Source organism: Streptomyces sp. NPDC054887 (assembly GCF_053610585.1).
In genome coordinates this window covers 1-21,230 of record NZ_JBSGYQ010000084.1, presented here as the reverse complement: position 1 = coordinate 21,230, position 21,230 = coordinate 1, and the positions used below count along the sequence as shown (strand labels likewise).

Here is a 21,230-nt window from a genome sequence, read left to right as displayed (position 1 = left end):
ACCGGGACTTCAGAGCCCGCAGGGGCGCACAGCGCGATCGGCAGGTGCGTGAAACAGCCGCACAAGTACGAGAAAGAATGAGGGTTTTGATGAGGCCGTCGGATCTCGAGGACAAGGGCGTGCTTCTCGCGGGAAGGGAGAAGGAGCTGGAACGGCTGATGACCGCTTTGAAGGACCTTCCCTCGGTGGTTCTCGTTCAGGGCGAGGCCGGCATCGGCAAATCGCAGCTCATCAGCGCATCGGTACCACTACTTCGTAGCCGGGGTGTCCGCGTAGCTCAGGGGGCCTGCCACCCGCTGCGCGAGCCGTTCCCTTACCACGCCCTGGCCGAACCCGTGCGGAGCCTGTGCCTGCTGTCGCCCGACCTCGTACCGCACCTCCCGGGTGGGCACACACTCATTCCCCTCGTTCCTGACATGAAGCACCGGCTGCCGAGCCCGCCAGTAGGTGGTGAAGCAGCGACGACCCCAGCGCTCCTCCCTCTCCTGGCGGCCGTTCGGGCACTCCTCGAAGCGGCGAGCCCCGTGGTACTGGTCGTCGAGGACCTGCACTGGAGTGACGAGGCGAGCCAGGAGCTGCTGTTGCTGTTGACGCGGAACATGCCCGCTGGAGCAGGTCTCGTCATCAGCTACCGTGAGGAGGACCTGCCTGTGCCCGGCCCGGTTCTGGGTTCCGCATACACGAGGTCCTCCGGTGTGAACGGCCTCGAACTTCACGTCAAACCTCTGGACCAGGCTGCCGTACACACGATCTCGGCGCACGTGCTGGGACGGGACCTGCCCAGGGAGATCAGCGGGCACCTCTACTCGCGCAGTGAAGGTGTGCCCCGCATCGTGTGGGAGGACGTGGCGACCCTGCAGGAGCGGGAAACGGAGGCATGGACGATGAATCCGGCTGCTGTACGCGACCTTGCGGTGCCCCGTGCCTTCGCGGAGACGTTCACCGCCAGGGTAAGACGCCTGCCGCCTGATGGCCTGGCAGTGGTGCGGGCGGCGGCCGTGCTCGCTTCGCCGTTCGAGCAGTCGGTCGTCACGGAGGTGGCGGGCCTGAGCACCGAACGGGGTGCGGAGGGACTCACAGCCGCTTTGGTGTCTGGCATCCTCCACGAGGTAGCCCCCATGTCCTACGCGTTCCGCCGCGCACTCGGCTGCCGCACGGTATACGGGGACATCCCCGGCCCTTCGCGTCAGACCCTGCACCGCAGGGCCGTCAGTGTGTTGTGGAGCCGCCCGAAGCCGCCGTTGGCCCAGATCGCCCGGCAGGCCCGCTCGCTAGGTGACAGCGACATGTGGATCAGACAAGCTACGACCGCCGCCGATCAGGCCATCTCTCAGGGAGACACCGGCACCGCGGTTTCAAGCCTGTACGAAATTCTCGAGAACTCCGACATGCAGACCGGGCAACTAGGGCACGCCGCTCTCATGCTGGCGCGCATCGCGTTCCACCGGACCGAGTACCGGACCATCTGCAGGGCACTGCGTCGTGTACTCACCGCGCCGGCGCTGCCATCAGCGGTGCAGGGCGAGATCCGTCTCTACCTCGCCCTCCTCGTCGTGAACCACGGCGGTGAGGCGGGTGGCCACCGAGACCTCGTCCAAGCCATTGAACACCTGCAGTCACGCCCGGAACTGCTCGCCCGTGCACAGAGTGCTCTCGCGCTGCGTGAAATGACTCGGTCGGACGAGGACGCCCGGCGGTGGCTGGCCCTCGCGGAACAGGCAGCGAGGGACAGCGGCGACAGCGTCGCTGTCTCGGCGGCCCGTACGGCCCGGCTCACTCTGTCGGCGACGAGCGCCGAGCCCGATGTCTGGGAGGCCGTGGAGCGTCTACCTCGGCAGGTGACGGATCCCCAACTTGCCGCAGACACGAACCGGACCCTGCACAACGTGGGGACCGTCGCACTGCGCCTGGGCCATGACGAACGAGCGGAGCGCCTGCTGAGCGACAGTAGGGATATGGCGTCCTTTCACGGCAACGCCATGCTCGAGTGCTATAGCCGGGCATCGCTCCTCGAACTCGACTGGTGGACGGGGAACTGGCACGGACTAGAGCAGCGTCTGACCACGCTCTGCCAGGATTACCCGGAAATGGCGGTGTCTCGAAACGCGCGTGCCGTAGTGGTCGGTTGTCTCGCGCTCACCAGGGGCGAGCAGCCGCGCGCACTGCACCACTTGCGTACGGCGTCCGAGAAGGGCGGGCTGTACGCGTCTCTATGGGCCAAGGCTGCTGTGGCGAGGGTTCACCTGGCGGAGGGAGAGGCCGGAGAAGCACGGAGTCTTACGGCGCGTGCTCTCAAAGAGCTCGGTACCGAGCACCAGTGGTGGCAGGCCTGCGGTCTCGTGCCCGTCGCCGTCGAAGCGGCGATGGCTTGTGGGCAGCCCGAGAATGCGGCGGGGATCGTCACCAGGTTCGAGCAGGTGGCCGAAGGGCGGGACGTCCCGGCTGCCGAAGCCGAACTCAAGGAAGCTCGAGCGCACGTGCTGAGAGGCACGGACGAGGTTCGTGCCGCAGCAGAGTTCGGCCGTGCGAGCACGCTGTGGCAGGCGCTCGGCCGGCCCTACCAGGCAGCGCTCGCCACGGAGAGGCAGGCCGACGCGCTGCTCGCTGCCGGTTCACCGGGGATGGCCGGCACACAGCTGCGGACCGTCATCGAGACTTATGGCAGGCTGGAAGCGACCTCTGACGTCGCTCGCTGCGAGCGAGTACTGCGGGAGATGGGCCAGGTGAGCCCCAGACCCCGTGGTCGGCGCAGTTACGGCTCTCGCCTGTCTCCCCGCGAGGTGGAGGTCGCCCGTCTCGTGGCCCAGGGCGCCAGCAACCGAGACATAGCCCGCGCGCTGTTTCTTTCTCCGCGCACTGTTGAGCACCATGTCACCAAAGTATTGAGGAAGTTGGATGTGTCCGACCGGCACGGCGTCGATCAGGCGCTCGCACAGACCGATCGCTGACGAACGGTGGCGAAGGTTATCCACCTGCTCGCAGAGCAGTGTTTGGCTGCCTCGGCCTCCGCGAGCGGCGTTCGTAGCGGTCGCTCCCGTACGGGGAGGCCAGCATGTCCACCGTCTCACCAGCGGTTTGCCGCAGAAGCCGGGCTCTCAGGACCAGCTGCAGTTCGAACTGGACGTCGGGTTGCAGCAACTTGGCGCCGTAGAGGCGATGTAGTTGTCGCATGCGGTAGCGGACTGTTTGCGGATGAATGTCCAGGCGCGCAGCCACGATGTTCGCGTTATGACCACTCTGCAGCCACACCAGCAGTGTTTCGGCGAGCTTGTCGCGATGCTGCTCCCTCACCTCCTCCATCGGCCGGAGGTGTCGTAGGCAGAGCATCTCCAGTAGCCCTTCATCGCGGAACAAGAGGAGAGTGCCCAGGTGCTCCACGCTGGTGACCAGGCCGGCGGCGGGGATGATGCCTCGCTGGGAGAGGAGCAGTGCCTTTTGGGCTAGGTGGAGGGAGCGGAACCCTTCAGTGAGCGACGTTGCGGGACCAACGGCGGCGTTTCGGCCCTGGAGGACCTTACGGAGCGTGTGCTTGCGGCTGGGGGCCGTAGGATCCGGGACGACCAAGTAGTCCCTCTTGACCCCTACCAGGATGTCCGGTGGCAACAGCAGTGGGCGACCGCTGGTACTTGGGGCGAGAGCCACCACACCGATCGACTCGGGGAGAGGCCAGTGGACCTCCCGGGCCAATAGGGCCACTGCCTCCGGAGAAGGAGGAGGGTCGGCCACCAGGAGGCTCACCAGCCGATCGGGAGCTCGGTCAGGGCGGTGACTGTTCTGCCCCCGGCTTTTCGGTACGTTTGCACTTAGGTACCCACTCGTTGCTGCGTCGGCGATTTCCGTCATGTGCACGAGCATGGCTTCTGCCGCACTGGCGATGACAGCCTGAGGCACCTTGCGCTTGTCGACTCGATCCAGCATCGCGCGCCAGGCCGTGCGGGTACCGATCCTCAACGCCTTCTGGAAGGTGTCCAGACTGCGCCCCTCGTTCGCCTCGGTCCGGCCGATTTGCTCATACATCCGTCGCATGTCAGCTGTCGTTTGCAGCGCATGAGGGTCCGTCAGGCGGTCGACGAAGAGTCCGCACGCCGCTTCCACTGCTTGCCGCAGCCTCTTCTGGGAAGCGGGGTCCGCGATGCGTCCGTACTCTGCGACACTCCGGGCGATGGCAGCGACCACATCCCCTGATACAGCGGCCAAGTGCGGCCTGAGGTGCGCCGACAGCACGCCAGGGATGCCCAGGAAGGGGTCTCGGGTGTCATGGTGCATGAGAGCCACGGTGTCTGACGAACCTTCCGTGTGTAGTGCATTGGGCAACTTCCGACAAAGGATGAGAAGAACTCGTAAAAGAGCCGTTCAGTCGAGCATCGCCGAGTTCGAGAACGTGACCGCCTCAACCGCCAGGCAGTGTCGAGGGCCGGAGCAGTCGGCGCTGATGTAAACGCTGTGCACGCCCTGAGGAGCCGTTATCGCCGTCGTAGGAGTCAGGGGGCCATCCTGGTTGGCGAGAACAGAGGTGGCCGGCGCATTTGGGGATCCGATCTGGATCTCCGCCTGTACCAGGTGATGGCCCTTCAGGGCTCGCACCTCCACACGGACGCGGTCGTATGAGGTGCCGCGGAAGTCCACGTTGTCGAAGCGTATCCAGCTGTTGTCGGTGAAGGCGCGTGCTCCGTCGTCCGTAGCCACCGTGCCGACTCCCGCCGCTCTCATCCTCGGGACGAGCGCCGCTCCGGCAGGGATCGTGACGACCGGTGGGCGCTCCCGTGACTCTTCGGGTTTCGGTGTTTGGGCAGGGCGCGAGGGGCGTGACGTCCGGCGCTCCGGAGGGGTGACCGAGGGCTTGACGGTTGCGGTTGGGCTGCTGGGGGGCTCCGTCGTGGGAGCGGCGCTGTCCTGTGACGGGGGCGGCGTCTCGTTCGACGCGGTTGGCGCCTCTGACGGCCGGTGCGTCGGATCACCCAGTCGCTCTTCAGCACTCCCGACGACGCCTGCCGTGATGAGCAGGGTCGCAAAAGTGCTGATCGTCAGCAGCGTCTTGACCCGGCGCCGTGCTCTTGGGCGATCAGCGGCGTCCTTCATCTCAGTGGGTGGGCGCTTACGCGCGAGAACCGCACTGGCCCGGGGGCCCACGCGGGTTCGAGCGGGCCACCATCCGATCAAGAGACGTGGTACTTGATCAGCGAGGCGTACGTCCAGGTGGGTCAGGTCGTCGAAGGCGGCTTCGCACCAGGGGCAGCCCTCCAGGTGCTGTTTCACGACGGGGTCCATCGTCTCGCCGTCATGAGTGGCCAGCGCTCGCGTCACATGGGTGGCGTGCGTGGATGTCTCCCCAAGATCGTCCAGCGCCTCCGTGTCGCGTCGTAGTGTCTCCAGGTAGGAGTCGTGGAGAGAGGATCGGGCCGCCTCTAAGAGTCGCGTGACGTCTTGGCGGGTGGTGCCCAGCACGGCGGCTGCGCGGCCGCTGGACTCGCCCTCCACCACGACGTGCCACAAAGCGGTCTGGTACCGGCTCTCCACCCTCTGGAAGGCATCCGTCAATCGGGCCGGCACGCTGAGCGGTCGCAGGCTCCCACTGACCACCCATCGACGGAAGCCAGGTGCGAGTCCGGCGCCACCACCGATCTGCAGTTGTCCGATCGCGACATCGCGAGCGGTACGCAGGAGTAGTCGCCGCAGGCAATGTTCGACGTTGCCGTGACTCGCCACCTTGTCGAAGACATCCTGAAATGTGCGTTCCGTCAATGCGCTGGCCAGGGATGCGTCTTGGCAGCAGTGGTCCAGGAAGGTCCAGATGGCTGCCCAGTGTCTGCGGGCCACGATCCGGAAGGCGCCGTTCCGACCCTCTTTCGCAAGCGCGACCAGCGTGAGGTCGCTGTCCTTGAGGAAGGGGCGCAGCGCGGCCTCGCGATGTGCCTGTGCGATGTCAGCGGGCACCGCGCTCATCGCGCGCTGCGGCCAAGGGGGGAGTGGCGTACTCGCGTGTCCGGTCTTCGGCATGGCTGTCGCTCCGAGATCGGTGGCCAGGAAGGCCGCCTGCTTATGGCAGTTCGAAAGCAGGGATGGATGTTGGAGATTCCGTTTCTAGCAGGGAGTCCGCAGCATCGGGTCGAAGTATTCTCGTTCTTATGATGCTTCGACAGTATTGGGCCTGAGGGGTTGGCAAAAGCCTACGAGCTTGGCGTGGCTGGTTGCGCGAATAGCCTCGGAGTGTCAGGTGCCACGCTCGGTGACCTGCGGAGATCCTCGGGGGAGGAGTGCGCGTGTGTTGTGTGCCACATTACGGAGAAACTTCACCATCGAATGAACGCGGTGTCTTCTGCTGCCGTATCACCACTCGGTGCCCGTGTTGTATATGTCTCTGGGAAAATTCGAAATAGACGCCCCGCGGTATAGTCGACGGGTGCCCTTGAGGTCGTACTACTCGGCCGGGCCCTTTGGAGAGATTGCCGCGCGGCTAGAGGTTGTCCCGTAACCAGTTCGGGCATTGGTGCGTTGGTTGGACATGGGTGAGGTTATCTCTCCGGGTTCACCGAGGTGCAGTTCGCCAGGTTGGTGGCACTGGTGCGACGCCGTGGTGGTGACGTTCAGCGTGGTCGGCCGTAGCGGCTGTCGCTTGAGGACGGGGTGTTGTTGGTGGCACGTGCTGGCGCACGAGCCTCACGTTGTGGCAGGTGGTGCCGTTGTTGGGGTCTCGAAGTCTGCTGCCGACCGCATCCTCGACCACCTGGCGCCCTTGCTGGCGACCTCGCCGGCCCGCCGGCCGCGCAAGGACACCGTGTACATCGTCGAAGGCACACTGGTGCCCACCCGCGACCGTAAGTCGCGGCCTCGAGCAAGAACTACCGCTACTCAACGAATCTTCAGGTCGTCATCGACGCCAACAGTCGCCTGGTGGTGGCGATCGGCCTGCCGCTGCCCGGCAGTCGCAATGACTGTCGGGCCTTCACCGAGTCCGGCGTCGACCGCGCCTGCCGAGGCGCACCCACCATCGCCGACGGCGGCTACCAGTGCGCCGGCCTGCTCATCCCGCACCGTCAACGACGAGGCCAGACGCACTTCAGCCCGCTTCAAGAGGCGGAGAACGCCGTCCACCGGCGGGCCCGAGACCGGGTAGAACACGCACTGTCCCGGTTGAAGAACTGGAGAATCCTGCGCGACTGCCGACTCAAGGGCAACGGCGTGCACCAAGCCATGCTCGGCATCGCCCGGCTGCACAACCTGGCTCTCACCGGATAACCCGCACCCCCACAGGGGACAAGCTCCATGCGAGGAGGGAACGCGCGGCCTGGGGGCGGCTGGTGGTGTGTCTCGCAGCGGCCGCTGAGGTGCTTGGCTGCCAGCCTCCACCTACTCAACGCCGAGGCCGCACAATGGGTAGCGCCGGGGTCTGTTGTTTATCGGTGTGTGGGGTCTTGTTTGCTGTAAGAGGCGGCGCGCGGGCGGATTCTTGTGACGGACCTTGAGGCGCTTTACCCCTCCTCCAGGTCGTCACGGGGTCTGGCGGCATGCTCCTGCGGGCCATTTCGGGGGCTCGGCGTTTCCGCACGAGCGCCTAGCACCCCGACCCGACGCCGCCTCCCCTTGAACGACACTCCTTAGATCCGTGCAGGCTCTCGCACAATGGTATGTGTCTCGTGGCGCGATGCCGCGGCGCCCCTCAGCCCGTCGCCCGCCCTTGGACTCGGTCGTCTGAAGGCCGGGGCAGCCACCGCCTGGGCACACTCGGCAGGGAGACGTCTTTTCGTGCATGCGTGGTTGCGGGAAACGGGTTCACCGTTGCTACGGAACGTTCAGCACCGCGCGCAGCGACGCTGCGGCCAACCTGACCGAGTCCCTATGCACCACCCATCGACCTCGGCGTATCAGGTCAAACGGTGTCCTAAACGTTTCTCGTCAGAGGTTGGTCGTTGCGCTCCGAAGTCGTTTCCTGGAGGGACGCAGGCCACCCCCCTCAGGAGTCGTTATGGATGACGTCGATGCCCCGAGTGAGTATGTGAATGTCGCTGCCTACCTTCGTTGCCACCCTCATGACCCTGCGGAGATGAGGGTTCATCGGCTCGCTCTCCGCACCTATGCGGCCGCGATTCGTCTGCCCGCTCCTACCATCTATCTGGACAACGGTTGCCGCTCTACTGATCACAAGCCAAGGCTGACCCAGCTCGCTGAAGCCGTGCAGCACGGCATCTACTCCGTTGTCTTGATCCCGGGACCGTGGGTGTTCTCACTGGACCCGCACCAGGCGCGCGCACATATGATGTATCTCGGCCGCCAATGTGGATTGATGGAGCTGCCCCGTGATCGACTCGCTCTGCGGCTGCCCGCGTCGAGTGGTGTGCCAGCGATCTGATGCCAGGGCCACTGTGACCGATGGAGGACCATGGCCTCACCGGCCTCACCGGCCTCACCGGCCTCACCGGCCTCACCGGCCTCACCGGCCTCACCGGCCTCACCGGCCTCACCGGCCTCACCAGCCGCGGCGGGTCGGCGGGACAAGGGCCGTCCGCGTTCTGAGAGGGCGTTTCGTCCCTTTGTTTCATCCCGGATTGCCGGGTTGAGTGCGGTTCACGTGCCGCGCCAACTCGGGGTGGATTCGGCGGTGAGGCGGCGGGTCATGAGGTTGATCATCGCGAGGTGGATCATGGCTTCGGAGCGGTGTGGGTGGGCTTCGTAGTCGCGGGCGAGGCGGCGGTGGTTCATGAGCCAGCCCAGAGTCCGCTCGACGGTCCAGCGGCGAGGCAGGACGGCAAATCCCCTGGTATCGGGGTCACGACGGACGATGTGGATGTCGATGCCGAGGGGTGGCGAGGCGCCCGGTCCATGGTCGACGAGGTGCTGCCGGTAGCCGCCGTCGACCCAGGTCTTGCGGACGGTGGGGTGGTCGGCGGCGACCCGTTCGATCAGGGTCTGGCCGGCGATCGAGTCCTGCACACTCGCTGCGGTGACCATGGCAGCCAGGAGGAGTCCGACGGTGTCGATGACGATGCTCCGCTTGCGTCCGACGATCTTCTTGCCCGCGTCGATGCCCTGCTCGGAGGTGGGGGCGTTGGTGGAGGTCTTGATGCTCTGGGAGTCGATGACACACGCGGTCGGTTCCTCCTCTCGGCCTTCCTGTCTGCGGACTTGGCGGCGGAGGAGGGTGTTGAGCTGGTCGAAGACGCCTTCGGCTTGCCAGCGCGCGAAGTATGCGTAGACGGTGTTCCAGTGCGGGTAGTCGTGCGGCAGGTAGCGCCATGGAATCCCGGTCCGGTTCACGTAGAGGATCGCGTCGAGCAGGCTCCGCAGATCGTGATCCGGTGGCCGGCCCGTGTCCAGGCCCCGGCCGCGGCGCTCGGCCAGCCACGCGGTCAGAACCGGCGCGACCAATTCCCAACGGCATCGGACAGATCACTGGGATATCGACGACGTTCAGGCACGATTCCGGGCTACCCACCCACGACCCGGCAGGCCCAGGCGCAGAGGCCGGCGCCCGAAGCACACGGCGCACGCCCCGGCGCCTTGGGATGAAACGGGACCAGGCGCACCAAGACGCCCCTGCAAAGACCTCTCGTGCACCGCACGCCCCACCAGACCTGGAAGCCACGACGAGGCCGAAGCTAATACCAGCACAACAATCTCAATAGAGGACTAAACGCCCTCTCGGTGCCTGGCTGAGAACCGGTAGCGATAAGTGGAGTGTCACGTTCGGGTGGTGTGGTGAGGAGTGCGGTGTAAGCAGAGCAGGACTCCCGTAACAACAGCGGTTGCGAAGCCAAACCGTTGCCCCAGGAGCCCTGCCATGCCGTTGTACCGTTCCGAGCTCTGTGATGCCAACTCTGTTCCGCCTTCTGCGTGTTGTTGCGTGGCCTGCCGGTACGGCCGGAGAGGGGTGTGGGCCGGGCGTCCGCGGCGGTATCCGTCGGACATGAGCGATGCGGAATGGCTGGTCACCGAGCCGTTGCTGCCTTTGGCCGCTTGGCGGTGGGGCTGGGGAGGCCGACCGGAGAAGCACTGCCGGCGAAAGATCGTCGACGCGATCAGGTATGTGGTGGACAACGGCCAATGCCGTTGCTTGAGAGATGCAAGTAGTGCATCTCCCAGCTACGGTGACCGCCGGGGTGTTGGTTCGTTGGCCGGACATGCATCCATGGATCGGGTTATCCGATGAGGTCCGGCTCGGGCTGCTCACCGAGTGGATCGTTCCTGAGCTGGTGGACGAGGTGTTGACCTCGTGTGGTCGGCGGGATGCCAAACCCCGCCCCCTGTCAGCCGGTTCATGGTCTACTTCGTGCTTGCTACCGCGCTGTTCCAGCAGGACTCCTACGACGATGTTGCGGAGAACCTAGTTGAGGCACTGGGCGAGACGGACCAGTCGGTCCCGAACAAGTCGTCGTTCACCAAGGCCCGGCAACAGCTTGGGGCGGCACCGTTGGAAGGAGTGTTCCGGCGTATTGCGGGGGCGATTGCTCCGCCCACACTCGAGGCGGCGTTCTGGCGCGGTATGAGAGTCGCCGCGGTCGACGGGTTCTTGCTGGACGTGCCGGAGAACGATACGACACGTGCCGCCTTTGGCGGACAGGTGGACAGTGCCGGTCGGCCTGTGGGTTTCCCGCAAGCCAGGGTGGTGACGCTGACCGAGACCGGTACGCACGCGACGATCGACGCGCGGATAGGCAGCTTCAAGGGCGGTGGTGGCGAGCCCGCGCTGGCGACAGAGATGGCCGGCAGTGCCGCCGGCATGCTGGTGATCATGGACCGGGCCTTCCCCGGTGTCGCACTGTGGAAGGCCTATATGCAGGCCGGAGCGCATTTGCTGATCAGAGCCCGCACTTTTCTCGCCGCGAAGCCCAGGGAGGTCCTGACTGACGGCACGTATTTGACTCGGATGAACCTCGCCGGGCAGCGGCGCTCCCATCCGGGCGGGGTGACTGTGAGGGTGATCGATTACCAGGTCGACGGCGGCGAGACCATCAGGCTGCTGACCGACCTGCTCGATCCCGAGGCCTGGTCCGCCGGGGAACTGGCAGCCCTCTATCACGAGCGCTGGGAGGTCGAATCCGCCTACCGGCAGCTGAAGACCTTCCAGCGAGGAAGGGCCGAGGTTCTGCGGTCGGTGTCGCCAGAGCTGGTGCGCCAGGAGATCTGGGCCCACCTGACTCTCCATCACTGTCTGAACCGGATCATCATGCGGCTGGCCGACGGCGAGGGTCTGGACCCCGACCGGATCTCCTTCGTCAAGGTCCTCAAGCACACCCGACGCAGCGTCGTCCTCCAGACAGGCCGGTCGACCGGCCCTTTACGCCAGTTCATGGAGCGGATGGCCGCGAAAGTCGTGCGCAAACTCGACAACGGTCTGCGACGGCTACGCGAGGTGGACCGCTGCACCCGCCATCCGGTCTCGCAGTACATCGTGCGTAGGAAAGACCAGGTCAGGCAAGGAACACGGCGGGTTCCGGAGAAGGTCATCACCCTTACCCCCGCGATACTTCAATAGCTCAAGCAACGGCATTGGGACAACGGCTGCAAGTGGCGGGCCCTGCCCGTCGACTTCCCGCCCTATCAGACTGTGTACGCGTTCTTCGTACGGTGGGAACGGGCCCAGTACGTCGACGATCTGCACGACACTCTTCGCGACCGACTCCGGCGTCACGCGGGTCGCGACACCGAGCCGAGCGCTGCCGTCATCGATTCCAGGTCCGTGCGGGCCGCGGAGACGGTCGCCCTGGACAGCCGCGGGTGGGACGCGGGCAAGAAGGTGAACGGCCGCAAGCGGCACATCGCTGTCGACACACTCGGTCTGCTGCTGGTGGTGCTGGTCACTATGGCCTCGGTGCAGGACCGCGACGGCGCCCGCCCGCTGATTTCCCGTCTACGCCGGCTCCATCACCGCATCACCTTGGTCTGGGCGGACGGCGGATACGCCGGCAAGCTCGTGACCTGGGCACAGGAGCGATGGAGCCTCAATCCCGACATCGTCAAACGCAACCACGATGTCAAAGGCTTCGTCGTCCTGCCCCGCCGGTGGGTAGTCGAACGCAGCCTGTCCTGGATCTGCCGCAGACGACGCTGCGTTCGCGACTACGAACGACTGCCAGAGCATCACGAAGCCATGGTGAAGTGGTCAATGATCATCCTCATGACCCGCCGCCTCGCACGACACACACCTCACACACCCACCAGCCCGTGACCGGTTCTCAACCAGGCACTCAGTGGTCATCGGTGCATCTTCCATGATCGGGAGTTACACCGAACGAAACACAGTCCCCGTCCCGCGGACATTCAGTCCAGATCGGAGCTTCGTCGGCTTGGGCAACGACAGCGCCCCGCAGATCAGGAGATGCCTGCCCTATAACCTGACACCATCGACTCACGCGCCGGCAAGCAGCCGCTGCAGACGGGCTACTTCTGCCGCAACGGCATCGCGTGCGGGACCGAGGTACTTGCGGGGATCGACGGTCTGGGGATGAGCAGCCAGGTAGGTGCATATCGAACGGCTGAAGGTCTTATTGAGGTGTGTGGACACGTTCACCTTCGTCATGCCCGCCGCGATCGCCTGGGCGAGATCCGCATCGCCGACTCCGGAAGAGCCGTGAAGGACGAGAGGGACGCTGGCAGCGGCCCGCAGGCGCGTGATGAGCGCGAAGTCGAGGACGGCGTCGCGAGTGAGCATGGCGTGCGAACTTCCCACGGCGACTGCCAAGGCGTCCACGGCGGTTGCCGTGACGAAAGCCGCGGCCTCCTCTGGATCGGTGCGCGCGCCAGGGGTGTGTGCACCGTCCTTACCACCGACCTCCCCCAGCTCGGCCTCGACCCACACCTCGGACTTGTGGCAGTAGTTCGTGAGTTCCCGAGTCGCTGCCACGTTGCGGTCGTAGGTGAGCCTTGAGGCATCGAACATAACGGAGGTGAAGCCGAGATCGACTGCCTCCCGGACCAGGTCTGTCGTCTCCGCGTGGTCGAGGTGGACCGCCACCGGAACACTCGCCCCGCGGGCCAGGGCGAGGGCAGCCAGTCCAATCGGGACCAGTGATCCGTGATAGCGCACGGTGTTCTCGCTGATCTGGAGGATTACTGGCAGTCCAGCGCTCTCCGCGCCAGCGACGATGGCTTCGGCGTGCTCGATCTGTACGACGTTGAACGCTCCGACTCCCGAACCCCTGGCGTACGCGGGGTCGATGATCTTGTCAGTGGGTGACAGCGGCATGGGTTCTCTCCCTGGAGACGGAGGTGCGGAACTGGCTGTAGAGGCCGGCGTCGAACTCGCCGGCCAGGGGGCGTTTACGGCAGCGGCCGAAATCGCTGCGGCATTATGGGGGATGGAGTCCCAGGGAGCAGCGGCGAGCAGCCCCGCGGTGATTGCGGGCGGCGCAGGCGTCTCCGGCGTGGTCGGGTTCCCGGCAAGACGCAGGGGAGGAGTGGCGAGCCAGGTTGCCTCTGGTGTGACGGCGTAGATTCCGTCCGGTCCCCGGGACCCCACCCACTGCACACTGGGCACCGAGTCGTCGAAGGGTTTGTGCAGGCGCTACTGTCGGACGTGCCTTCAGAGCCGCGACCAGGGCCAGCCCGCCGGCATCCACGACCGTTATGGCTCCCGCTTGGGTGGACAGCCGGGTGAGTTGCGCGTAAGCGTCCGGGGGCACCCCGGGTGGCAGACGGCCGGGCAGGACGACCACCCGGGCGTCGCGGGCCAGACGACTGAACCGCTCGGTGAAGACCGCCAGGCCGCCGCTCGAGATATGGCCATGGCTCGTTGAGGATGGTGGCGTCACCGTCCTCACGGGACACAATGGTTACCGTGCGCCGCGAGTCGCCGGTAACGGCCACCAGTTCGTCCTCGAGCCTAGCTGCATGCAAATCGCTTCGTATCGCACGACCAGTTGTACCGCCCGCGAGGCCGGTCACGGTTGTGGGGAGTGCCAGCGCAGAGAGTACTTGAGTGGCGTTGACACCTTTTTCTCCCGCTCGCGGCAATGATGCGCTGACACGGTGTGACCCGCGCGGAAGCAGTGCGTCGACGTGGTAGGTGACGTCCAGTGCCGCGTTGAGAGTGACGGTGAGGATCACGCGGTCACCACCGACCCGGACTCCGGCACTTGATGTGGCGGGTCCACGAGACCCACGGCTTGCCATGCGGCGAGGCCGGCGCCCAGACAGCCTGCCATGTCTCCCAGTGCCGCGACGGCTAGCTTGGGCGGCCGCTGGAAGGTCAGTCGCTGTGCGAGGGAAGCGCGCAGCGGGTCCAGCAGGAGGCCGCCTGCCTCGGCAAGGCCGCCGCCGAGCACGATGATCTCGGGTGCGAACAGTGTCGTGGCCGTCGCCAGCACCGTGGCCAAGGCCTCGACGGCCCGGTCCCACACCGCCCGAGCGTCGGCATCACCTTGTGCGACCAGCGACGCCACCTCGGCGGCGCCCTCGACTCGGCGTCCAGAGCGTGCGATGTAGCCTGCGGCAACCGCCGCGGCCGAGGCGATGGTCTCCAGACAACCGCGGGCACCACACGTGCACGGCTCTCCTCCGGGTTCGACGACCACATGACCGAGCTCACCCGCATAACCGCGGCCGTGGACCGGCTGCCCTTCGACGAAGACGGCGGCGGACACGCCGGTCCCGATCGGTACGAACCAGATGTCGCGTGCCCCTCGGGCCGCACCGAGGCGGCACTCCGCGATCCCGCCGGCCCGCACGTCGTGCCCGAGTGTCACGGGGATTCCCAACGCGCCTTCGAGGCAAGCGGCGAGCGGCAGGTCGCGCCAGCCGAGGTTGGCCGAGTAGACGGCTGTCCGCGACTCTTCATCGACTATTCCCGGGACCACTACTCCCGCACGGTGGACCGTCAGGCCGCGTATGGTCGCGCTCGTGCTGAGGGCGCGCAGCATGGCGACGATCGCGTCGGTCACCGTGTCCGGACCCGACAACCGGGGGGTCGACCTGCGGACGGCGTGCAGAACCCTCAGGTCCGGGCCGAGCACGGCCCCCTTCATGTTCGTTCCGCCCACATCCAGGGCGATGACACAGTCCTGCCGGTCGCCCTCGTCACGCATGGTTGCCTTCGAGGATCACCGAACGCGTGAGGTTGCGCGGACAATCGGGGTCGAAGCCCTGTGCTTCGGCGCGCCGGACGGCCAGCCGCTGGGCCAGGATCAGGTCCGCCAACGGATCGAGATCGCCCGCGCCGTCGCCGGAACTAGCGACGATCGTGCCACCGACCCGGGCGACGTCGTCGACCAGCCCGTGCGGAGCCGGACCGAGGATCCATGTCGCCCGGCCGGGGCCGGTGATGCTGATCGGCCCGTGCCGGTACTCCATGGCTGGGTACGCCTCCGTCCACGCTCCGGCAGCCTCGCGCATCTTCAACCCCGCCTCCAGGGCCAGACCGTAGGTCCAGCCCGTGCCGAGAAAGGTGACCTGCTCCGCGGCGCACAAGTCGGCGTCGAGCTCCAGCTCGATCGCCTGCCGGGCATCGGCTATCGCCTGTTCGAGCGGCCGAACATTGTCCGGCAGGGCGCCCTCTGCCTCCAGGTGCGCGCGGAGGAGTGCCAACGTGGTGGTGGCGAACCGCGTCTGGACCACCGACTCCTCGTCCGCGAAGCCCAGGACCGCGACGCCGTCGGCAATGCGCATCACTGGTGTTTCGGAGTCGGCGGTGAGCGCCCCGGTCGGAGTGCTGCCCTTCACCCGGGCCAGGAGGTCCAGGACTTCGGTCGTGGTTCCAGACCGGCTGATCGCGAGTACCCGGTCGTAACGGCGCCCGTGTGGGAACTCCGAGGCGGCGAAGGCGTCGGTCACGCCGTGACCGCCGCTCTCCCGTAGCTGGGCGTAGGCGAGCGCCATGAACCAGGATGTTCCACAGCCGACGAGAGCGACACGCTCGCCGCGTCGGGGCAGTACATCGGAAAAGAGTTCGAGTGAGTCCCTGGCGCGCAGCCAGGTTTCCGGCTGCGAGGCGATTTCGACGGCAGTGCGTGACGGAGTTGCGGAGGGCATGTGGATAGCTCCTTGTAAGGGAGGAGGGGTCACTGATGGCGGTTTGGCCACACGATCTCTGCGCGAATATGCAGTCAAATGGCTTACTTCGAGCATCAATGAGCAATCGCTATGTTTGGAGTATGACGGAACACTGACTCCGGGTCCAGAGGAATGATGGTCCGTCGAGGCCAAGCGGGGGACCCGGGCTGCGCACTCTTCGGTACGGGGTACGCTCCCCCTTCGCCACCGGTGAGTCGGCCCGGTGACGCCAACGGACACTGCGAACGCTGTGCGCGCGGATCGATGCTTAAGGAGTTTCGGCACATGTCCAAACATGAGCGGTGGAACGCGCTGCTGGAGCGGCTCGCGGCTGAGGGCAGAATCGAGGTGGACGCAACAGCGTCGGTTCTGCAGGTATCGCCAGCCACGATCCGGCGGGACCTCGACGAACTTGCCGAGCAGCAGCTGCTCGTCCGGACACGTGGTGGAGCCATCGCGCACGGCGTTTCCTACGAACTTCCAATGCGGTACAAATCCTCCCGACACTCCTCAGAGAAGCAGCGCATCGCTGCCGCAGTGGCTGAGTTGATCAGCGAAGGTGATGTGGTGGGGCTCAACGGAGGAACGACAACCACCGAAGTGGCCCGCGCGCTAGCCCTCCAGGCAGGTGGTGGACAGCGAAGTGCGGCCGATGCCACGGCACCCGTCTTCACTGTGGTCACCAACGCTCTCAACATCGCCGGCGAGCTCGCTGTACGCCCGCAGATCAAAATTGTGGTCACCGGCGGAGTGGCTCGCCCCGAGACGTACGAGCTGGTGGGACCACTCACGGCGGGCGTGCTAAAGGAAGTTGTGCTCGACGTCGCCGTCCTCGGGATCGACGGGCTCGACCCCCAACTCGGAGTGATGACCCACCACGAGGACGAGGCCAGCATCAGTCGGCTGTTCGCCGAACGCGCCCATAGGGTCGTGGTAGTGACCGACTCCTCGAAGATGGGCAAACGGGCCTTTGCTCGGATCTGCGGGCTTGACGATATCGACGTCATCGTTACCGACTCGGCCGTGCCTGCCGATATGGTCGCCCGCCTGAACGACATCGGAATCAAGGTGATCGCTGCCTGAAGCACCGCCGCAGGCGACGCATGCCCAGGAGCGTACCTATCGCCCCGGGGCTCCGACGAGGCATCCGTCAGTCGGCCGCCGCCCTGGCCGGAGAACCACCGTATGCGTGGCGTCGCTGTACACCGGTTCATCACCGCGGCCTCTCCGTGCGAGCCGAGACCGATCGGCCCGTACGGGCGCGGCTCATGCCACGGCGCGCGCATCGCGTACGTGTGTGGGCGGCGTGTGGTACAACGCGGAAGAGCACCAGGCCTGGGGGCTACTTGACTGACCCGGCGGTCAGGCCCGAGACGACCTTGCGCTCGATGACGGCGAAGAGCACCACCACAGGAACGATGGCGATCACCGAGCCCGCGAAGAGGTAGTTCCATTGGACGGTGTAGTTGCCGATAAAGCTGTTGATGCCCACGGTCAGTGGCTGGCTCTCGGGCACAGTGGAGAGGGTGAGACCCATGACGAACTCGTTCCACGCGGCGATGAAAGTGAAGATCATCGCAGTGACGATGCCCGGAAGCGCCAAAGGCAGGGTGACCCGCACGAGCGCGCCGAAGCGGCCCAGCCCGTCAATCATCGCCGCTTCCTCCAGTGCGACTGGGATGGATCCGATGTACGCGGTGAGGATCCAGACTGCGAAGGCCAAATTGAACGCGGCGTTGCAAAGGACCAGCGTCCACACTGAGTTGAGCATGCCCAACTGGTAGAACTCGCGGTAGAGGCCCACAAGGAGTGAAGTGGGTTGGAACATCTGGGTGATCAGCACCAGCAGCAGGAAGAGCTTGCGCCCTCGAAACTTCATGCGGGCGGTGTAGTAGGCCGCGGGCAGTGCGACCAGGAGGACGAGCAGCGTGGAGCCCCCAGCCACCAGCAGCGTGACCCGCAGGTTTGCCGCCAGGCTCGATTCACGCCAGACGTCGACGAAGTTGGACCAGGCGAAGTCGCTAGGGAGGTAGGTGGAGTCGCGGAGTTCGGCGGCCGGGCGAAGCGCAGTGATCACCATCTCCACGTACGGGAGAAGGAACACAGCAGCGAGCAACCAGGCCACCGACGCGGTCACGAGTGTGCGCGGCCGCAGCGCTCGCCTGGGCTTCGTCACTGCACTCGCGGGAAGTAGCTGTGGTGTTGGACTCAGAGGGGTACTCGAAGCGTGCTCGGGCAGGTGCGTTTGATGGGGCATCAGGCTTCCTCCTCGTTCCAGCGGCTGGCCTTGAGGAAGACCGCGACCATGAGTACGACCAGGGTGAAGTTGACGACCGACATGGCGGCCGACTCGCCTATGTCGGAGTTCTTGAGCTGGTACATGAACACGGTGGTAGTGGCCGTCTCGCTGTCCGGGCCACCGCGGGTCATGCTCCATATGATGGGGAAGGAGTTGAAGACGTTGATGAGGTTGATCACTACGCCTACGAGGAACGCGGGGCGCAGTAGCGGCAGGGTGATCCTCCAGTAACACTGCCAGGGGGTTGTGCCATCCACCTTCGCGGCTTCGTACAGTTCCGCGGGGACCGTTTGGAGGCCGGCCAGGAGGGTGTAGGTGGTGAAGGGCAGGGAGACGAACACCGCGACGAGCATCATCCAGGGCCAGGCTGTGGCCGGGTCGCCGAGCCAGTCCCTTGGGCCTTCGATCAGACCCAGATCGGTCATGAAGGTGTTGAGCACGCCAGCCGTCTGGTTGAGCATCCACTTGAACCCGATGGCGGTCATGACCACGGAAGCCGCCCAGGGGGCTATCAGAGCCCAGCGAGTCGCACGGCGGCCTGGGAACTGCTGATTGAACAGCTGGGCCAACATCAATGAGAGCACCATGGTGACTGCGACCACGGCCACGGTCCACAGGACCGTGGCGGCGATTACCGAGGTGAGGCTGGATTCGTCGAAGAGTTGCCGGTACTTGTCGAAGCCGGCGCTTCCGCGTACGAAGCCGCTACTGCTGATTCGGAGGAACGAGGTGCGAACCATTTCGTAGACCGGCCAGACTACGACCAGGAGGATCAGCAGGACGGCCGGGCCGATCCATGGCAGCGGCCCCAGGCGGGCGAAGGGGAATCGCCGCCCCTTCGGAGTGCCGCCTGAGGGCTCGCCGGCCCGATGAGAGACGTGATGGGTGGACACGGAGACCTTCCGGTATCGGCGCCAGGCCTGACGGGCAGATCGCTGTGCGCGAGGTGGTGAGACGCGGGGGAGGGGCAGCGGACGCTGGGGCTCTCCCCCGCACGGAGCGGTGCCGGCGAGCCCGCCGGACAGCCGACTACTTGTCCGCTACGGCTTCCTGGGCCTTCTGCTGCAGGTCGCCCAGCACCTGTGCGGGGTCACCGCTGACGGCCGTGCCACCGCTCTTCTTGATCTCGGCCGAGATGATGTCCCAGGTGGTGTCGCCGAGCGGGTAGAACACAGCATTGGGGAGGAGTCCGAAGAACGGCTCCAGGTCCTTGTGCTTCCCGCTGGACTGCATCTCCTGCAGAGTGTCCTTGGTGACGGGCATCAGGTTGTACATCTCATCGAACTTCAGCGTGTTCTCCTTGGAGTACGCGAAGTCGAGGAACTTCTTGATCTGCTCCCGGTGGCCGTTGTCCTTGAAGGCCATCATCCAGTCGGCCACGCCGAGCGTGGAGGTCAACTGTCCGGACTTACCGGGTATCGGTGCGACACCGTAGTCGATCTTGCCGTCCTTGGACAGCTGGATCAGCGAGGGATGGCCGTTGAGCATGCCGATCTTGCCGGCGGCGAAGTCGGCGAAGGCGGTCTTGCGGTCGGTTGTCGCCGGGTTGGCGTACGTGAGGCCGGTGTCGACCATGTTGGTCTTCAGCCAGCTGAAGGTATCGATGTTGGACTGGCTGTTGAGGGTGTACTTCCCGTCGGTCGACGTGTAGCCACCACCATTGCCCAGCTCCCACATCAGAGTCTCGCCCTGGGCCTCCTCCGGTCCGAGCGGCAGTGCGTAAGGGGTGACGCCGGGTACCGTGGTCTTGATCTTCTTGGCTGCGGTTCTCAGGTCGGCCCAGGTCTTCGGAGCCTCCTTGATGCCGGCCTTAGCGAAGACGTCCTTGTTGTAGAAGAAGGCGCGCGCGGAGGAGACGAAGGGGATGCCGTACTGCGTCCCATCAACCTGCCCGGCCTTGGCGAAGCTGTCGATGACGTTGGCGCGGGTACTGCCGGAGAGCACTTCCTCAGCCTTGTACAGCAGGTCGTCGGAGACCTTGTCCGCGTAACCTCCGGTCTGGAGGATGTCCGGGAGGTTGCCACTCTGGATCATGGTCTTGACCTGGGAGTCAATGTCGTTCCAGTTGATGACCTGAACGTCGACCTTGATCCTCGGATTGGCTGCCTCGAACCGCTGAACCACGTCCTTCCAGTAGCCCGTCGAGCTGTTGGACGCCTTGTCCCCGTAATCCGCCGCGACCAGCTTCAGCGTCACGTCGCCGGACGCCGCCTTACTGCCTGCGCTGCCGCCGCACGCGCTGAGAGTGAGTGCACCGACCGCGCAGGCCGTCACAATGCCGAGCATCTGCTTGTTCATTGCCCATTCCACCTTTGACCTATGGGCCCGCCAGTGAGGGGGCCGACTGGGGTCTGCGAGCCGAACCAGCTGTGAGTCGCGGCTTCGACAGGAGTGCCGGTGTATCCGCTTCCCTGACGGGCGGATCAGCCATGCGGTCGGGACGATACCTCCCGGACCCGCAGATGTGAAAGAAGATGCTTGTACTGAATCAATTACGAGCAAGATTGAGCATGATCTGCCACTGCGCGCGCTGGTCGCGTCTGCATGCCGAGCTGCTGCGCCGTGCAACGGGCAGCCTTCGCTGTACGGTCAGCAGGCCCGTTCTCAGGCCTGGGTGACGTGGTCTCTGCCCCGTGCGAACGCTTCGCCCGTGAGGCTGACTATAGATACGCAGGCCACCGTGCGCTCGGCAGGGATCCAGCAACGGGTAATAGATGGGGGGCGAGTGACTCTGAAGTGATCAATGTGAGCAGGGGTGGACCGGGAGGCCAGTGTGCCCTGACAGTGGACAGGTGCTGCTTGGACATGCTGGGATTCCCGAGGTTTCGCGCGTCTTCAAGCAACATGCTTCGGCGTGTCGGCGACGGCTGAAAAGTGGACCGGTAGCGGCGCTTGAAAGTTGACCCCCTCCACGGGTCTGGCTCGTTGGTCAGACCGGGAGGAGTGGTGA

General features: G+C 65.4%; 13 protein-coding genes and 4 pseudogenes. 8 read left to right on the top strand and 9 right to left on the bottom strand.

Annotated elements, in window-relative coordinates; translation table 11 throughout:
• The first annotated feature begins 89 nt into the window (after positions 1 to 89).
• On the top strand, positions 90 to 2,948 hold the full coding sequence (locus ACWGH0_RS31255) for an ATP-binding protein (protein ID WP_453407636.1): 2,859 nt from the start codon (positions 90 to 92) through the stop codon (positions 2,946 to 2,948).
• Between the two features lie 16 nt (positions 2,949 to 2,964).
• Here ACWGH0_RS31255 and ACWGH0_RS31250 read toward each other — a convergent pair whose 3' ends face one another.
• Positions 2,965 to 4,266: a PucR family transcriptional regulator gene (locus ACWGH0_RS31250; RefSeq protein ID WP_453407635.1), complete on the bottom strand. Its 1,302-nt coding sequence runs from the start codon at positions 4,264 to 4,266 to the stop codon at positions 2,965 to 2,967.
• 87 nt (positions 4,267 to 4,353) lie between these two features.
• Positions 4,354 to 5,997: a hypothetical protein gene (locus ACWGH0_RS31245; protein WP_453407634.1), complete on the bottom strand. Its 1,644-nt coding sequence runs from the start codon at positions 5,995 to 5,997 to the stop codon at positions 4,354 to 4,356.
• 537 nt (positions 5,998 to 6,534) lie between these two features.
• Between ACWGH0_RS31245 and ACWGH0_RS31240 the strand changes: the two are divergent.
• From ACWGH0_RS31240 to ACWGH0_RS31230, 3 genes and pseudogenes are all read left to right on the top strand, one after another.
• Positions 6,535 to 7,236, top strand: a pseudogene (locus ACWGH0_RS31240) (transposase).
• 727 nt (positions 7,237 to 7,963) lie between these two features.
• Positions 7,964 to 8,347 (top strand): hypothetical protein, encoded by a 384-nt coding sequence (locus ACWGH0_RS31235; RefSeq protein ID WP_453407633.1) that lies wholly within the window; start codon positions 7,964 to 7,966, stop codon positions 8,345 to 8,347.
• A gap of 20 nt (positions 8,348 to 8,367) precedes the next feature.
• Positions 8,368 to 8,511: a hypothetical protein gene (locus tag ACWGH0_RS31230; RefSeq protein ID WP_453407632.1), complete on the top strand. Its 144-nt coding sequence runs from the start codon at positions 8,368 to 8,370 to the stop codon at positions 8,509 to 8,511.
• 51 nt (positions 8,512 to 8,562) lie between these two features.
• Here the strand turns inward: ACWGH0_RS31230 and ACWGH0_RS31225 are convergent.
• Positions 8,563 to 9,413 (bottom strand): annotated as a pseudogene (locus tag ACWGH0_RS31225) (IS5 family transposase).
• A 488-nt stretch (positions 9,414 to 9,901) separates the two neighbouring features.
• Between ACWGH0_RS31225 and ACWGH0_RS31220 the strand changes: the two are divergent.
• The 3 genes and pseudogenes from ACWGH0_RS31220 to ACWGH0_RS31210 form a co-directional block, all read left to right on the top strand.
• Positions 9,902 to 10,036, top strand: a pseudogene (locus tag ACWGH0_RS31220) (transposase); the annotation flags it as partial.
• 216 nt (positions 10,037 to 10,252) lie between these two features.
• On the top strand, positions 10,253 to 11,470 hold the full coding sequence (locus tag ACWGH0_RS31215; protein WP_453407631.1) for an IS4 family transposase: 1,218 nt from the start codon (positions 10,253 to 10,255) through the stop codon (positions 11,468 to 11,470).
• Between the two features lie 30 nt (positions 11,471 to 11,500).
• Positions 11,501 to 12,163 (top strand): annotated as a pseudogene (locus ACWGH0_RS31210) (IS5 family transposase); the annotation flags it as partial.
• 180 nt (positions 12,164 to 12,343) lie between these two features.
• On the opposite strand, the gene ACWGH0_RS31205 reads toward ACWGH0_RS31210, so the two are convergent.
• From ACWGH0_RS31205 to ACWGH0_RS31195, 3 genes are all read right to left on the bottom strand, one after another.
• On the bottom strand, positions 12,344 to 13,180 hold the full coding sequence (locus tag ACWGH0_RS31205; protein ID WP_453407630.1) for a class II fructose-bisphosphate aldolase: 837 nt from the start codon (positions 13,178 to 13,180) through the stop codon (positions 12,344 to 12,346).
• A gap of 856 nt (positions 13,181 to 14,036) precedes the next feature.
• Positions 14,037 to 15,017 (bottom strand): ROK family protein, encoded by a 981-nt coding sequence (locus tag ACWGH0_RS31200; protein WP_453407629.1) that lies wholly within the window; start codon positions 15,015 to 15,017, stop codon positions 14,037 to 14,039.
• Positions 15,010 to 15,960, bottom strand: coding sequence for an SIS domain-containing protein (locus ACWGH0_RS31195; protein ID WP_453407628.1), 951 nt, complete (start codon positions 15,958 to 15,960; stop codon positions 15,010 to 15,012). The genes ACWGH0_RS31200 and ACWGH0_RS31195 overlap by 8 nt, the downstream gene beginning before the upstream one ends.
• A gap of 306 nt (positions 15,961 to 16,266) precedes the next feature.
• Between ACWGH0_RS31195 and ACWGH0_RS31190 the strand changes: the two genes are divergently transcribed.
• Entirely contained in the window at positions 16,267 to 17,064 is a 798-nt protein-coding gene (locus ACWGH0_RS31190; protein ID WP_453407627.1) for a DeoR/GlpR family DNA-binding transcription regulator, read from the top strand.
• A gap of 259 nt (positions 17,065 to 17,323) precedes the next feature.
• On the opposite strand, the gene ACWGH0_RS31185 is transcribed toward ACWGH0_RS31190, so the two are convergent.
• From ACWGH0_RS31185 to ACWGH0_RS31175, 3 genes are all read right to left on the bottom strand, one after another.
• Complete coding sequence (locus ACWGH0_RS31185; RefSeq protein ID WP_453407626.1) at positions 17,324 to 18,238, bottom strand: carbohydrate ABC transporter permease; 915 nt, start codon at positions 18,236 to 18,238, stop codon at positions 17,324 to 17,326.
• A complete protein-coding gene (locus ACWGH0_RS31180; protein WP_453407625.1) occupies positions 18,238 to 19,173 on the bottom strand; it encodes a carbohydrate ABC transporter permease in 936 nt (311 codons plus the stop codon). The genes ACWGH0_RS31185 and ACWGH0_RS31180 overlap by 1 nt, the downstream gene beginning before the upstream one ends.
• A gap of 136 nt (positions 19,174 to 19,309) precedes the next feature.
• Complete coding sequence (locus tag ACWGH0_RS31175; RefSeq protein ID WP_453407624.1) at positions 19,310 to 20,578, bottom strand: extracellular solute-binding protein; 1,269 nt, start codon at positions 20,576 to 20,578, stop codon at positions 19,310 to 19,312.
• Positions 20,579 to 21,230 lie beyond the last annotated feature (652 nt).